This window comes from Flagellimonas abyssi, from assembly GCF_019457905.1.
Taxonomy (GTDB): domain Bacteria; phylum Bacteroidota; class Bacteroidia; order Flavobacteriales; family Flavobacteriaceae; genus Flagellimonas; species Flagellimonas abyssi.
The window spans coordinates 35,464-49,652 of record NZ_JAHZSV010000023.1 but is presented as its reverse complement, the minus strand read 5'-3'; the positions used below and the strand labels follow the sequence as shown (position 1 = coordinate 49,652).

Annotated in this window: 14 protein-coding genes; 8 read left to right on the top strand and 6 right to left on the bottom strand. The window is 41.8% G+C overall.

Features of this window, described 5'->3' with window-relative positions:
• Positions 1-3: 3 nt before the first annotated feature.
• A complete protein-coding gene (locus K1F36_RS14700; protein WP_220114524.1) occupies positions 4-645 on the bottom strand; it encodes an NUDIX hydrolase in 642 nt (213 codons plus the stop codon).
• Positions 646-649: 4 nt separating this feature from the next.
• On the opposite strand from K1F36_RS14700, the gene K1F36_RS14695 reads away from it, so the two are divergent.
• Together K1F36_RS14695 and K1F36_RS14690 are read left to right on the top strand one after the other, a co-directional pair.
• On the top strand, positions 650-1,369 hold the full coding sequence (locus K1F36_RS14695) for a peptidylprolyl isomerase (protein ID WP_220114523.1): 720 nt from the start codon (positions 650-652) through the stop codon (positions 1,367-1,369).
• Between the two features lie 54 nt (positions 1,370-1,423).
• Positions 1,424-2,143: a dienelactone hydrolase family protein gene (locus tag K1F36_RS14690; RefSeq protein WP_220114522.1), complete on the top strand. Its 720-nt coding sequence runs from the start codon at positions 1,424-1,426 to the stop codon at positions 2,141-2,143.
• A gap of 103 nt (positions 2,144-2,246) precedes the next feature.
• Here the strand turns inward: K1F36_RS14690 and K1F36_RS14685 are convergent, their stop codons facing one another.
• The 4 genes from K1F36_RS14685 to K1F36_RS14670 all read right to left on the bottom strand — a co-directional run bounded on the left by K1F36_RS14685 (position 2,247) and on the right by K1F36_RS14670 (position 7,584).
• Entirely contained in the window at positions 2,247-4,898 is a 2,652-nt protein-coding gene (locus K1F36_RS14685) for a TonB-dependent receptor (protein ID WP_220114521.1), read from the bottom strand.
• 13 nt (positions 4,899-4,911) lie between these two features.
• The gene (locus K1F36_RS14680; protein WP_220114520.1) at positions 4,912-6,057 is read right to left on the bottom strand and encodes a hypothetical protein; all 1,146 of its coding nucleotides are present in this window, start codon (positions 6,055-6,057) and stop codon (positions 4,912-4,914) included.
• Positions 6,058-6,250: 193 nt separating this feature from the next.
• Entirely contained in the window at positions 6,251-6,865 is a 615-nt protein-coding gene (locus K1F36_RS14675) for a trimeric intracellular cation channel family protein (protein WP_220114519.1), read from the bottom strand.
• Positions 6,866-6,867: 2 nt separating this feature from the next.
• Positions 6,868-7,584, bottom strand: coding sequence for an RDD family protein (locus K1F36_RS14670; protein WP_220114518.1), 717 nt, complete (start codon positions 7,582-7,584; stop codon positions 6,868-6,870).
• A 33-nt stretch (positions 7,585-7,617) separates the two neighbouring features.
• On the opposite strand from K1F36_RS14670, the gene K1F36_RS14665 reads away from it, so the two are divergent.
• The 6 genes from K1F36_RS14665 to K1F36_RS14640 are packed head-to-tail and all read left to right on the top strand — an operon-like array spanning position 7,618 to position 13,712.
• Complete coding sequence (locus K1F36_RS14665; protein WP_220114517.1) at positions 7,618-8,589, top strand: stage II sporulation protein M; 972 nt, start codon at positions 7,618-7,620, stop codon at positions 8,587-8,589.
• The gene (locus K1F36_RS14660) at positions 8,573-9,463 is read left to right on the top strand and encodes a hypothetical protein (protein ID WP_220114516.1); all 891 of its coding nucleotides are present in this window, start codon (positions 8,573-8,575) and stop codon (positions 9,461-9,463) included. The genes K1F36_RS14665 and K1F36_RS14660 overlap by 17 nt, the downstream gene beginning before the upstream one ends.
• On the top strand, positions 9,464-10,195 hold the full coding sequence (locus K1F36_RS14655) for a DUF4129 domain-containing protein (RefSeq protein ID WP_220114515.1): 732 nt from the start codon (positions 9,464-9,466) through the stop codon (positions 10,193-10,195).
• Positions 10,188-11,405: a DUF4350 domain-containing protein gene (locus K1F36_RS14650; protein ID WP_220114514.1), complete on the top strand. Its 1,218-nt coding sequence runs from the start codon at positions 10,188-10,190 to the stop codon at positions 11,403-11,405. Before K1F36_RS14655 ends, K1F36_RS14650 begins: the two co-directional genes overlap by 8 nt.
• Positions 11,395-12,378: an AAA family ATPase gene (locus K1F36_RS14645; RefSeq protein ID WP_220114513.1), complete on the top strand. Its 984-nt coding sequence runs from the start codon at positions 11,395-11,397 to the stop codon at positions 12,376-12,378. Before K1F36_RS14650 ends, K1F36_RS14645 begins: the two co-directional genes overlap by 11 nt.
• A 2-nt stretch (positions 12,379-12,380) precedes the next feature.
• On the top strand, positions 12,381-13,712 hold the full coding sequence (locus tag K1F36_RS14640; protein WP_220114512.1) for a DUF58 domain-containing protein: 1,332 nt from the start codon (positions 12,381-12,383) through the stop codon (positions 13,710-13,712).
• Here K1F36_RS14640 and K1F36_RS14635 read toward each other — a convergent pair.
• Positions 13,705-14,178 carry a YfiM family lipoprotein gene (locus tag K1F36_RS14635; protein ID WP_220114511.1) on the bottom strand — a complete coding sequence of 158 codons (474 nt, stop codon included), beginning with the start codon at positions 14,176-14,178 and terminating at the stop codon, positions 13,705-13,707. The genes K1F36_RS14640 and K1F36_RS14635 overlap by 8 nt on opposite strands.
• Between the last annotated feature and the right edge of the window lie 11 nt (positions 14,179-14,189).

Sequence of the window (14,189 nt, the reverse complement as noted above, 5' to 3'; positions counted from 1 at the left end):
CGTTTAAAGCACTTGACGCAAAAGCTCCTTGATTTCACTCAAAACCATAGCAGTGGCACCCCAAACGGTATAACCATTTAATTTAAAGGCAGGTACATCGATATTTTTTGCATAAGAAGTTGTCAAAACCTCATTGATATGGTTGGAATCGTCCAAAAAATCCTTTAAAGAAACCTCTACAAGGCTTTCTACTTCATAATCTTCTTTCACAAATGGGCGCGGACTCGGATAAAGTCCCATGTAAGGTTTAACCAAAAAATTACTTGGTGGAATGTAGACCTCGCTCAACTCTTTTATCACCTCAACTTCGCTTGGAGGTACACCGACCTCTTCATGGGTTTCACGCAGAGCAGTTTCCATTAAATTTTTATCTATTCTTTCCACTTTCCCTCCGGGAAACCCAATTTGGTTGGAATGAACACCTTGATATACCTTTCTTAGAATCAAAAGCAGTCTGGTTTCCTGTTCAAGGTCCGGATAAAACAAGGCCATTACCCCTGCTCTTTTTGGATTGGAATCCTGAACCCTGTTCTCCTTCAACCACTGGATACGCAATTGCGGTGACATTTTATTATGGGAATCCTCCCCGGGAAGTGGAAGATTTTTTAATTTTAAAGCGAGTTCGTAAAATTCATTAAAATCCATACTGTTGAGACAATCAGCTTTAGCTACAAGTATATTATTTCTATTATTGGTTTCCTGCGGAGAATCCCCTAAAAAGGAGAAGGGCAAAGTTCAGGAAAATATTACAAACACGGACACAGTTCCTAAAACCGAATTGGATTCCACCGCTATGGAGGAAGAAGAGGAAGAAGAACCTTTCAAACTTACCGAGGAAAATGCCATCGACTTCTTTTTTAATTATTCCAAAAAACTTAAAAAGGACAAGGTAAAAATTACAACGACCATGGGGAGTTTTACCGTCCAACTCTATGATAATGTTCCCTATCACAAAGCCAATTTCATTTATCTGACCAGACAAAAATATTTTGACAGCACCCAATTCCACAGGGTTGTCAAGGACTTTATTATTCAGGGAGGAAATTCTGATGACCGAAGAACGGCCCGTAAACGGGGCGACATTGGGCGATATCTGCTACCTCCCGACGGAAATAAGGGACATAAGCATCACAGAGGCACCATATCTATGCCCAGCAGCGAAAGGGACAATCCACATAAATTGGCATCCCCTTACGAATTTTTCATTGTTGTCACCAATCCAGGGTCCTATCACTTAGATGGGTCTTACACCCCTTTTGGTCGGGTAATTGAAGGTATGGACGTAGTGGATGCTATAAATAATGTGCGCGTTGGGGACGGTGATTGGCCATGGCAAAATATATACATACTAAAGGCCGAAGTTTTGTAAAGGAATCAAAAAATAATATAATTTAATGGCTCTCAATACATAACTAAACTCAGCATGATTCAAACTAACAATTTTAGCTATGCAGATGATGGACAATCCTATTTGGGGGTTGTTGCCCATGATGATAGCATTCAAGGAAAACGACCAGTGGTTTTGGTGGCCCACACATGGGCCGGACAATCCCAATTTGAAACGGACAAGGCCATCGAGCTTGCCAAACTTGGTTACTTGGCATTGGCCATAGATGTTTATGGCGAAGGAAAAAGAGCGAAAGACAATACCGAAGCGGAAGAGCTTATGAACGAGGTGGCCACCGATCGCCAAAAATTGCTCGACCGAATAATTCTGGCATTCAACAGTATTAAAGGTCACGATTTAGCCGACCCCGAAAAAGTAGGTATCATCGGATTCTGTTTTGGAGGTAAATGCGCCTTGGACCTTGCCCGTTCCGGAGCCGATTTTAAGGGAGCTGTCTCCTTCCATGGACTTTTGGACCCAAACGGATTGGAGCAAGAAGAGGAAATCAAAGCAAAAGTATTGGTACTTCACGGTTGGGAAGACCCAATGGCGTTTCCCAAGGATGTTGTCTCTTTAGGTTATGAACTTACCGATAGAAATGCCATATGGGAAATGGATGTTTTTGGCGGAACCGGACATGCCTTTACCAACCCCAATGCCAATGCTCCAGACGATGGAATGATGTACAACCCATTGGCTACAGAGCGTTCTTGGACAAGAATGACCAACTTTTTTCAGGAAATCTTCGCTGATTGAAAACAAAATTGATGTTAGGGCATCAACGTTTTGAAGCCATTTTTAGTAAAACGGTTCGGGATAAATCAGTTTCCCGAACCGTAAAAAAAATAGATTCGCAGATTTAAATCTTCATATTGATTCCGAATATAATCTGTCGGAAACCACCTCCGAACAATCCCGAAGTGGCCCTGTTCAAACGTGAAGCCCTATATATATTGTTTGTAATGTTCTTACCATTCACAAAAATGGTGGCATCGATTTTTTCACCGATGGTCAAATCGTAGTTCACGAATGCATCTATCGTAGTATAGGAAGATAGCTGACCAATGGCACCGTCAGCTGATTCATTTACAAAATTGTGGAATTCTGTGTACTGCTTGCCCACATGATGCACATTAAAACCACTGGATAACTCTTTCCAATCGTAATTGAGGCCCAAGCTCATATTAATATTTGGTGTATAAGGAGCCTCTGTATCTGACAATCCTCCATCGCCAAAGGTGACTGCGCTACGGGTAATACTACCAAATTGGGAAGCATCGATGGTCGGGTCGGTCAGCAAGGTTTCCCCTCCCCCATTGTCCACGTATACCTCGTAGGCATTCCTATTGGAATTTACCATGGACACATACTCATTCTGTGTAGCGGCACCATGTATAACCTGAGAAAAAAGGTCCCTATCCTCCAACTTGCCCGATTTAACTTTGGATTTCATGTAGGTAACATTGCCCAAAAAGTGCAATTGATGGCCATTTGTATTCAAAAGCTCTAAATTGATGGCCATTTCTACTCCTTGGACATTGATTTCGCCCAACTCGGTGAACACTTCGTTACGACCGCCGGCATAAAAATTTCTGCTCGCATTGTGAAAATAGGTCAATTGCCCTTGGATAAAATTATCCAACAAGCCACCTCGCCAACCAATTTCCTTGTTCCAACTTAACTCGGGATCAATATTGATGCTCTGTCCCGCCAAAGGGTTGGTAACAACACCATTTTGTTCCACTAAAAACCCGAAAACTTTGGATGGAGCGATCATACCTTGGTACAAACTACCGTAAAATTCACCCTTTCCATAACCATAATCCACCGTAAGTCCAGGCAAAAACTGATTGTATACATTGGGTTCCCTACCTTCTACGGTACTTTCCAAATCAGAATTTTGGGCCAAAGCCAAGAGGTCTTGCCGAAACATATCCACATGTTCAAAACGAAGAATGGGCGTTACCCCAACTTTTCCAAAATTGAACTCATTGCGAACATAACCATTGGCAGACCACAACCTGTACCACAAATCTTTGGTAGCGGTTCCATATCTGGCCCATCTGGAGTTGTTGGCTTCCAAGAAAACGTCTTTAAATGTTTCACGGTGCAGATTGATACTGCCTTCGAAAGCACTTGGAGCCCCAAAGGCTTCCCATGTCGCGTTGACCGTCTCCTTGATTCCGGAAACACGATAGATCCACCGACTGTCCGTAGTGCTCTCCAGTCCATTCTCCACACGCCCAACAATCACATAGTCTTCGTCATCAAATGTTCTTCCAACCAAATAACCATATCTATCATTAAAAATTTCATCGCCCACATAATCCTGTACTTCCGATGCCTTGACCTTAGCAGTTACCTGACGCCACCAATCCCGTTCAAAATCTGAAGCATATACTTTTGTAGTGAAGCTCAAATCATCATTGGGCAGCCATTTGTGGATAATATCGACACCATAGCGCCTCATGGTAAATTGGTCTGCATCCAAGGGATTTTGGGTTGGGTCAGCTTCAAATGTGAACGGTGTCTGCGAGCTTAAAGAGGCCTGATTGTCCTCGAACTGCCCGCTCACCTTAAAATAAAGTGATTGATTATCGGAGAGTTTGGCGAATATCTTTGCGTTCAGGTTCAAGATCTCAACCGAGGAATTATCGGTAAATCCATTAAACTTTTTGTAAACACCTTCTACCAAACCACCGATATCGTTCCAAGTTCCTCCGTATGAAAACAGGCCGGAGGTATAATTGCGCTGACCTCCTGTCAACTTAAGCCGCAAAGTGGGTTTTTGAGGTGGTAGCGCGGTAATATAGTTGACAGCGCCGTACATATTGTTGGGGCCGTATCGTAGCAAATCCGCTCCTTTATATACTTCGACAGAGGTGATACGATCGCTCACCGGATTATAGTAAGCGCCTGGAGCTATGTACGGTGCTGGCGCAGCTGGTGTCCCGTCTTCCATCAATAGCACCTTTTTGGAGCGCCTGCCCCACGAACCCCGAATACTGATGTTCGGTCGGTTGGACAATCCCATATCCCCAACAATATTGACCCCTGGAATGGTGCGCAATACCTCTTCGGTACTCAACGGATTACTATTTTTTAATGAAACAGGATTGATCCTAAAATTGCTCCCTTTAAATTCACTTTTAAAATTTTTGGGCGATGCACTTACAATTACTTCGCTCAATGTGGTGTTGGACCTTTTTAATGCCAGAGTACCCAAGTCATTGGTATTTGATATGGAAACCTCCTGTTCTTCATACCCCAAATACCTTACAATAAGAGAATTATCATCACTACCCGCATCTATTTGGAAGTATCCAAACTCATCGGTCAAGGTTCCCTTTTGACTTGGGTTGAGCACTATTTGTGCCCCAACCAAGGGCTGTCCATATGAGGCATCGACCACTTTTCCTTTGATATTTTCCTGACTCTTTGCGTGAAGTCCAAGAAGTAAAACACATATTAATGATAGCTTTTGAATTCGTTGGGCAATCTTAAAGTTCATTTATGTTGACAGCTTAATTATTGAATTCGTTCATAAGTTCCGGATTCACCTTGACCTTGTTGTTTGTAAACCGGTAGGACACTCCCACATTGATCAAGTAATCGGCAAAAGCGGCATCCCCCATTCTAGGTTCTCCCGTCGCTTGTTCGGTCTGCAAATCTGTAACACTCTGGGGACGCTCCCTTCTTACTGCAAAGGGCACATTCAGGTTCAAAGAAAAATTGCCTTTCATAAAAGCGATTCCGGGATCTATGGAAAGTACATTGCCAGGTCTTCTAAAACCTTCATTGCCCCCGATTAGGTCTTTGACGGGCACTCCTTCGTACCGAGCCCCCAAAGAAGCAGAAATGGTATTGCCCAAACTATGGCTAACCCCTGCCCTCACCGAAAACTGGTCGGGAACGGCCATAATTGCCTCGTTCTGAAGAATTGGACTCAAAGTTTCCCTAAAGGTCCTCGTTCCATTGACCTCCCTTGGATTGATCAAATAGAAACCTCCTCCATACGCAAAAAACCGCTCAGCAATCTTTTGATAAAACTGGAAATCCAACGTGATTCCGAAACCACCGTCTCCTGGTTGAATACTCTGATCTACTGGTCTGACCTCTGGACCGCCCTCAGGACCCACATTGTAAAATATATCAGAAGCATTATAACTACCCGTTGGAAGTTTTACCCCTAATCCCAATGCCAAATTTCCGTTCTGGTGTTTTTCAAGGTCGAAGAGCCAATAGCCCACTCCGGCCCTTATATCTGCCAGACCGCGGGAAAAAGTCGTGTTCCGCTCATCACGCCCATGCTCGTAAAGTGACGAACGTGTATTGATGACGGTAGGGATAGTGATGCTGGCATACCACCTGTCCGAAATTCCGTAGGTCAAAAAGAAATCCCATGAATGTGAATGATTGATTACCTCTGTTTCATTGGAAACACGGTCGGGCTCTTCGTGGGTGCCCCTAAAATGGCGGAAGGATTTAAAGTATCTGTAATTACTACCTATTTGAATATCTCCCGGGCCTAAGAGATTGTTTTCCAAAGTGTTCCCTACACAAGAGGAAAAATGTCTAATGGCCACGCACCCTTGTGCATTTGCCCGATCGATTCCGAAAAAGGAAATCAATCCCAAAAATGTAAAAATTAATGATCGTGATGTTCTCATACCTGATTGAATGATTGGTTTGGGGAGATTGATGATAATAACCAACTCCCTTAAAAGTTAACTTTATGATTAACGAGCAATGTAGCCGTATGACAGGGGTGTTTTGGTTAACGAAGAAGTAATATTGATTAACGATAGGTTAATCGTGATAAACAACGATTAATCAGTATTGAAAAACAGTAAGGAATATCAATCAAGGTGATTGCTTTCCGTAAATACTGGGCAGACTTATCTTAAATCGAACGGCCAACAATCTCAACAAGATTACGACCAAAATAGCCGCGATATAGGCATACTCATCCTTAACCGGAAACTGTATGATCAAAAAGTAGCTCAAGGCACCCAATATACATGCGGTGGCATAGATTTCCTTATGGAAAATTACAGGAATCTCATTACAGAGAATATCTCGGATGACACCTCCAAAACAGGCCGTCATAGTCCCTAGGAATATGCATATAATAGGCAAAAGCTGGGCTTCAAGTCCCTTTTCAACACCCACCATGGTATAAAGTCCTATACCAATGGTATCGAACAGGAACAATGATTTTCTAAGATATTTGAGCTTGTTCACAAATAAGATGGCAAAAACCACCGAAATAAAAATGGTGATTACATAAGTAAGGTCATGCATCCAACCTACTGGTGTGTTTCCTATCAATAAATCTCGTAGGGTGCCGCCACCAATAGCGGTAACAAAGGCAATAATGAGCACACCGAACAAATCCAATCGTTTTTCCATGGCAACCAAAACCCCTGAAATGGCAAAGGCAATAGTACCTAAAATATCTATGGTCTGGTAAAGCATACCTACATTTTTTGGGTGTAATAGTTGTAATCGTTGATGATCACATCCACAAACTCTATAGGCTTTAATGCGGTCTGCACGCCCAATACTTCCTTGATACGCTTATCCAATGAAACAATAACGTTATGGTTTCCATTAAGCCTTGCCTTGTCGTACAACTCCTTAATGGTTCGCATTTCCTGGTCCTTAAAAACGGTAACCTGTGGAAAGGTCGGTTTGTAATCTTCTGGCAATTCCCTAAGCAAGGTATCCTTTAGGGATACCCGTTTTTTTTCACTAATGACCGTAGTACCTGCTGCAATATCACCGATACGTTGTCCTTTGCCGCGAATTAAAATAGTTAGGACGGCAGCTCCTCCCGAAGTAATTCCCACATCAATGATCCTAAGCGCCCACCGAACAAAATAATTGCCAAAATTGGGTTTGGAACCGTCCAATTTCACCACACGAAGGTTCATAGCCCCCTTACCTATGGTTTTTCCATCCATCAGGGTCTCAAAAAGCAGATAATATAAAAATGCCGGTAGGGAAAGAATCAAATAGAACGCCCATTGATCCCCCATATCAATATCAAGGGACGCCAAAAAAACAAACATCAAAATCGTGTAGACCACAATGATAAAGGTATCAATAATGTAAGCCAGCATGCGCTCACCAAGATGGGACGTATTTTGGTTTATGGTTATATTTTGGGCCGTTTCTATTTGAAATTGTTCCATATTTTAGTTTCTTTACTACAAACCATTAATTGAATGCGCGAGGCCGCTTTTGTAAGGCAAAATAAGGATAAATGGGCCGCTTTTGAAAATGCCCTGACCAATAAGGGCCAACTTCATCCAGATGAGCTTTCGGATCTTTATATTGAGATTACCGATCACCTAAGTTACGCAAAGACCTTTTATCCGGGCAGCAATACTCATGTTTACCTGAACACACTTGCCTCCCAAGCGCATCAAAAAATATATAAGACCAAACGGGAATCGCGAAGTCGTATTGTTCATTTTTGGAAAACGGAGTTCCCATTGATGTTCAAAGGTCATCACCGCGAATTACTGATTTCCTTTCTAGTGTTCTCCTTTTTTGTTGTCGTGGGAGCCTTTTCCTCGGCCAACGAAGGTGACTTTGTCCGTTCCATTTTGGGCAACGGTTATGTTAACATGACCTTGGAAAACATCGAAAAGGGAGACCCTATGGCCGTATATAAAGAGCAAGGTGCCTTCAATATGTTTCTGGGCATAACCATAAACAATATCAAAGTGGCCATTTATGCCTTTGCTTTTGGTATTTTTTTGGGTGTGGGAACACTTTATATCATGTTGCAGAACGGTATTATGTTGGGAAGCTTCCAGTACTTTTTTTATGAAAAAGGGTTGTTATGGGAATCCGCAAGGACCATCTGGATCCATGGCACTATAGAGATTTCCGTAATCATAATTGCGGGCTGTGCGGGGCTGGTATTGGCCAATGGTATTCTATTCCCTGGCACATACACCCGTTTGGAATCTTTTAAACAGAGTGTAAAAAACGGGCTGAAAATAATGGTGAGCACGGTTCCCTTTTTTATTATTGCCGGTTTTTTGGAAGGTTTTGTTACAAGACATACTGAAATGCCCGACTGGTTGGCCATTTTTATCATTCTGGCCTCGTTGTTCTTAATTGTTTTTTATTATATCATTTATCCATACCAAATCCATAGAAAAACCACACATGCAGACACCGAATAACTATATCGAGTTTAAAAAACAGCGTGAACTGGGAGAAATCCTCTCCGATTCTTTTGTATTTATCCGAAACGAATTCAAACCCTTTTTGGGAACCATTCTAAAAATTGTTGGCCCATATATCTTGGTAATGCTGATTTCCATGGGGTTCTATATGTACACCATTGGCGATATTTTTAACCTTACGGCCATTGGAAACACAACTATTTCAACATATTCCCCATTGATTATGGTTTTGGCCGTGGTTGCTCTGCTCTTGAGCTCGATAGCCGCATACGTGTTGGCACAGGGCACTGTGTTACATTATATAAAATCATACATTGACAACAGGGGTTCTACAAATTATGATGAAATACGAAGTGGTGTTTACGGCTCCTTTTGGTCCTTGATAGGTCTGGGCATTATTGTGGGGTTGTCTGTATTTATCGGGGCAATGTTCTGTTTAATACCTGGCATTTATTTGGCAGTTCCCTTATCGGTTTCCTTTGCCATTCTGGTTTTTCTTAAAAAGGATACTATGGAATCTTACCAATACAGTTTCACCTTGATCAAAGAAAATTGGTGGATTACCTTCGCCACTTTATTTGTTATCTATATAATTGTAGCCATCGCATCTTATGCCTTTAGCTTACCTACCATTATTTACAGTTGGATAAAAATGGGAGTGTTTTCGGGTGAAATGGACGCCGAGAACTTCAACGTATTCAATGACCCCATCTATTTGCTTCTAAATATATTGAGCACACTGGTGCAATTTCTAATGAACATTATCTTTTTGGTGGCCACCTCGTTGATTTTCTTCAATCTGAATGAGAAGAAAAATTTCACCGGAACTTTTGAGCGTATTGAAAGTCTCGGAAAATCCATGGAGGAATAGATGCTAAAAAAACTGATTTCACTATACCTACTGCTATCGTGGACAATCCTTTTTGCCCAGAACGATTCCGTGGTCAAGTATGATGAGTCTGAACTGCAACCTATTGAACTGAGTTCGGAAGAACTGGACTCTTACAGAAACGATAGCGACTTCAACTACGAAGAAGTAAAAACCGAAAACGGTTGGTGGACCGATATCGTCAACTGGTTCTACAACATTCTACGTCGATTTTTTGAATGGATCTTTGGAGTCGGAAACGCAGAAGGCTATTTGGCAGCTTTTTTAAAAATATTGCCCTACCTGCTGTTTGCCCTATTCCTTTATCTGGTGATACGGTTTTTTGTGAAGTCCAATATTTTGGGGATGGGAAATCAAAAGAAAAACCCCAATGTGGTTACCTTATCCGAAGATGAACATATCATCAAAAACGAGGACATTCAGGAACTGATAAAAAAGGCACTGACCGATGAAAACTATAGACTGGCGATTCGATATTACTACCTTTACATCCTTCAATTGCTATCTGAACGGGAATTGATAGATTGGCAACAACAGAAGACGAACGATGACTACATGGCCGAACTATCCGATAGTTCCTTTAAAAATGATTTCGGAAAAGCCACCCTACTCTACGATTATGTTTGGTACGGAGAATTTGAGCTGAATCAAGAGCGCTACCAAAAGGCCGAACTTGTATTTGCATCCTTAAAAAAATCGATAGCAGATGTCTAAAAAAGGATGGATATACATATCAATAGGTATTTTGACCTTGTTGGCTATGTTTGCCTTGGAATACAACAAGCCAAAAAAAATCAACTGGTTTCCGTCTTATGTATCCCACCATAAAATACCTTATGGGACTTATGTACTGAACGATGTAATGGAAAAACATTTTCCAGATGCAGTCCAGCAAATCCAGAAACCACCTTTTGAATTCCTCAGCCGAACGGATTCTATCGAGGGCACCTATTTTTTTGCAAACGAAAACGTTTCTTTTGAAGAAGCAGAACTCAATACAATCTTGGAATGGGTAAATCAAGGGAACCAACTATTTGTAGCATCAAGTTCTTTTGAAACAAAATTATTGGACACCCTAAATTTAGGACAGCGCTTTGTTTACAATGACGGCCAATTGGAGCCCATTTTTTATTTTGAATTGGTCAATCCAGCATTTAAAAATAAAAAAGTGAAATTCACCAAGGACTATTATATGCCGAGCTTCGACCGGTTGGACACCCTTCGGACAACCGTTCTCGGTCAAGTTTATACCAGTGCGGATAGCACGGGAACCTTGACAAAACATGCGAATATCATAAAGCAACCCTTTGGCGATGGGGAAATTATATTGGCCAGCTTCCCAAAAGCTTTCACCAACTACTTTATGTTGAAGGAGGATAATAATGAATACACGTTGGGACTGTTGTCCTATTTGGACCGTAACCGAACCATTTACATGGATAATTTCCATAAATCCGGCAAATCATTTTATACTTCACCCATGTACTTGTTCCTGAATACCGAAGAATTTAAGTGGGCCTACTACCTTATTCTCATCGGAGCAATTGTTTACATTGTTTTTGAAGGAAAGCGAAAACAACGCGCCATCCCGGTTGTGCCTCCTGTAAAAAATCAGACCTTGGCATTTACCCGCACCATAGCGGACATGTACTTTGAAAAAGGGGAACTGCATCTCATTACCAAGCATAAAATTGACTACTTTTTGGAATATCTCAGATCCAAATTGCATATCACAACGCAAGATTTGGACGACGAAACATTTTTGAGAAACCTATCCATGCGTAGCAACTCAACATTGGAAGAGGTAAAAAGTTTGATGGGAACGATATCCAAACTAAAGGTAAAACAACATATTACAGAAGAAGAATTGAAGAATCTCAATAAAAAAATAGAAGCATTTAAAGCAAACGTTGATGGAAAATAATGACTTGAACTTTGATAGCAGGGTTCCTTTGGAAGAATTAAGGGACACCGTGGAACAGGTAAAAAAAGAACTGTCCACCATAATTGTGGGTCAAAAAGATTTTATAGAGCTTTTGATCATTTCCATTTTGGCCGATGGGCATGCCTTGATCGAGGGGGTCCCTGGAATAGCAAAAACAGTGACCGCCAAACTTTTTGCCAAAACCCTCAAAACGGAGTTCAATCGTATCCAATTTACGCCGGACCTTATGCCGAGCGATATTGTGGGAACCTCGGTCTTCAATTCCAAAACGACAGAGTTTGAGTTTAAAAAAGGGCCCATATTCTCCAATATCATCTTGATTGATGAAATCAACCGTGCCCCTGCCAAAACACAGTCCGCACTTTTTGAGACCATGGAAGAAAGGCAAGCCACCGTCGATGGAACCACTTACAAAATGGGAGAACCATTTATGGTATTGGCCACTCAAAATCCCATTGAGCAAGAAGGCACTTACGCCCTGCCGGAAGCTCAATTAGATCGTTTCCTGTTTAAAATTAAGGTGGATTACCCCTCTGTCGAGGAAGAGGTGATCATTCTTCAGAACCACCACGAACGAAAAGGTGAAAAACCACAGGACAAAATAAAAGCGGTACTGACCCCGAAAAAACTAGCGGAGTTCAAAAAGAACATTCATGAAGTGGTGGTGGAACAAAAAATATTGGATTACATCGCCAATATCATTACACAGACCCGAAATCATCCACATTTATACTTGGGGGCATCACCTAGGGCATCCATCGCCACTTTAACGGCGGCCAAGGCATTTGCCGCTATTTCCGGAAGGGATTTTGTAATTCCCGAAGATGTAAAAAAAGCATTGATCCCCGTACTCAACCACCGCGTAATCTTGACACCTGAGCGTGAAATGGAAGGCATGACCACCGAAAATGTGGTCACCATGATCATGGAATCCGTTGAAATCCCCAGATAGGCATGAAATTTCTTCGGTCACTGTACATACACAACACCTTCTTTCGGTACATTGCCGTACTGTCCGCATGCTTTGTGATTTCCTATTGGGTGCCGATGCTGTATCCCATCGCGTGGTTATTGGTCTACCTGCTATTGGCCCTTTTCTTTCTGGACCTCTACTTGATGTACGCCACGAAAAATGGCATACAAGCCCATCGAAATCCACCGCAAAAACTGTCCAACAGCGACGAAAACATCTTGTCGGTACATCTCAATTCGAAGTATCCTTTTAAAACAGGGGTCATGGTTATCGATGAATTGCCCGTGCAATTTCAAAAAAGGGATTTTCAACACAAGATCCAATTACAAAAAGGAGAGCCCCATTTTTTCGAGTACTCCGTGCGTCCCGTAGAACGTGGGGAGTATATTTTCGGCAATTTGATCGTTTTTGCCTCTTCGCCTATTCGCATCATTAAAAGGAAGTATGTGTTCCAGAAGGACCAAATGGTACCCGTTTACCCATCCATCATACAAATGCAGCAATATGATTTTTTGGCCACGAGCAATCGTTTAACAGAATTTGGATTGAAGAAAATACGACGTATCGGGCATACCCAAGAATTTGAACAGATCAAGGAATATATTAAGGGGGATGATGTGCGCACCATCAACTGGAAAGCTACCGCAAAAAGGAGCCAACTAATGGTAAACCAATATCAGGACGAAAAATCCCAACCTATTTACTCGATTATTGATACGGGCAGGGTGATGAAAATGCCTTTTGACGGATTGAGCTTATTGGACTACGCTATCAACTCCGCCTTGGCTTTTTCCAATGTTGCACTCAAAAGAAACGACAAAACGGGATTATTGACCTTCTCCAAAAAGATTGAGACTTTTGTTCCTGCCGTGCAAAAAATCACGCACCTCAACACCATAATGGAGAGTCTGTACAACATTTCCACGGATTATTCCGATTCGGACTTTGGATTGCTCTATGCCCATGTAAAACGAAAAGTAAACCAACGCAGTCTGTTACTGCTCTATACCAATTTTGAGCATATATCAGGCCTTAAACGACAATTGCCCTTTATTTTGGCAATGGCAAAAAAACATGTGTTGGTCGTTATTTTCTTTGAGAACACAGAATTGGAATCCTTGATTGCAACGGATGCCGAGGATTTACAATCCATTTACCATAAGACGATTGCCGAAAAGTTTTCATTGGAGAAAAGACTCATGCAAAAAGAACTCCAAAAGTATGGTATACAGACCATCTTGACCAAACCTGAGGAACTGACGGTAAATACCATCAATAAATATTTGGAGATAAAAGCTAGGGGAATTATTTAGCGGTAAGCTTGTAATTAGAAAGTCCCAAGGTATGTAAAGACTGTAGTTTTCCTTCCAAAACTACCAATTTTGTAGTTCGTAACGCAGGATACTGTTTCGGATTAAAATTAAATGTCGAATACCGTCCCCGTAAACGTCCCCGACTATCTTTTTTGGAAAACAAATCTATGGCAATCCCCACAGTGATCCCGCCCAATATGGTTGCAGCCAAATCCTCATTGTCCCAACCGTTTTCCCTTTGTCCGGCATCAATAGCTTCCTTTGCCACACCCGCTATTGCGCTTCCTGTAACGGCACCAACGAAGGTCCAAACCCGGTTCCCCTCGGTTGCATGCTTTGCAATTCCTGCCCCGGCAAGACCAAAAAGACTCCCACCAACAAAATGGAGTACCTTGTCTCCCCCTATTTGACCATAACAATTAGTGGCGAGCACAAAAAGGAGCAGTATGGGTATAAGTGTTCTCATTGTCCTCTAAA

What these genes read in the sequence shown, in the direction of transcription:
- K1F36_RS14700 (WP_220114524.1), bottom strand. Translation starts at nt 645, where the DNA reads ATGGATTTTAATGAATTTTACGAACTCGCTTTAAAATTAAAAAATCTT.
- K1F36_RS14690 (WP_220114522.1), top strand. Translation starts at nt 1,424, where the DNA reads ATGATTCAAACTAACAATTTTAGCTATGCAGATGATGGACAATCCTAT.
- K1F36_RS14685 (WP_220114521.1), bottom strand. Translation starts at nt 4,898, where the DNA reads ATGAACTTTAAGATTGCCCAACGAATTCAAAAGCTATCATTAATATGT.
- K1F36_RS14680 (WP_220114520.1), bottom strand. Translation starts at nt 6,057, where the DNA reads ATGAGAACATCACGATCATTAATTTTTACATTTTTGGGATTGATTTCC.
- K1F36_RS14675 (WP_220114519.1), bottom strand. Translation starts at nt 6,865, where the DNA reads ATGCTTTACCAGACCATAGATATTTTAGGTACTATTGCCTTTGCCATT.
- K1F36_RS14670 (WP_220114518.1), bottom strand. Translation starts at nt 7,584, where the DNA reads ATGGAACAATTTCAAATAGAAACGGCCCAAAATATAACCATAAACCAA.
- K1F36_RS14665 (WP_220114517.1), top strand. Translation starts at nt 7,618, where the DNA reads ATGCGCGAGGCCGCTTTTGTAAGGCAAAATAAGGATAAATGGGCCGCT.
- K1F36_RS14660 (WP_220114516.1), top strand. Translation starts at nt 8,573, where the DNA reads ATGCAGACACCGAATAACTATATCGAGTTTAAAAAACAGCGTGAACTG.
- K1F36_RS14655 (WP_220114515.1), top strand. Translation starts at nt 9,464, where the DNA reads ATGCTAAAAAAACTGATTTCACTATACCTACTGCTATCGTGGACAATC.
- K1F36_RS14650 (WP_220114514.1), top strand. Translation starts at nt 10,188, where the DNA reads ATGTCTAAAAAAGGATGGATATACATATCAATAGGTATTTTGACCTTG.
- K1F36_RS14645 (WP_220114513.1), top strand. Translation starts at nt 11,395, where the DNA reads ATGGAAAATAATGACTTGAACTTTGATAGCAGGGTTCCTTTGGAAGAA.
- K1F36_RS14640 (WP_220114512.1), top strand. Translation starts at nt 12,381, where the DNA reads ATGAAATTTCTTCGGTCACTGTACATACACAACACCTTCTTTCGGTAC.
- K1F36_RS14635 (WP_220114511.1), bottom strand. Translation starts at nt 14,178, where the DNA reads ATGAGAACACTTATACCCATACTGCTCCTTTTTGTGCTCGCCACTAAT.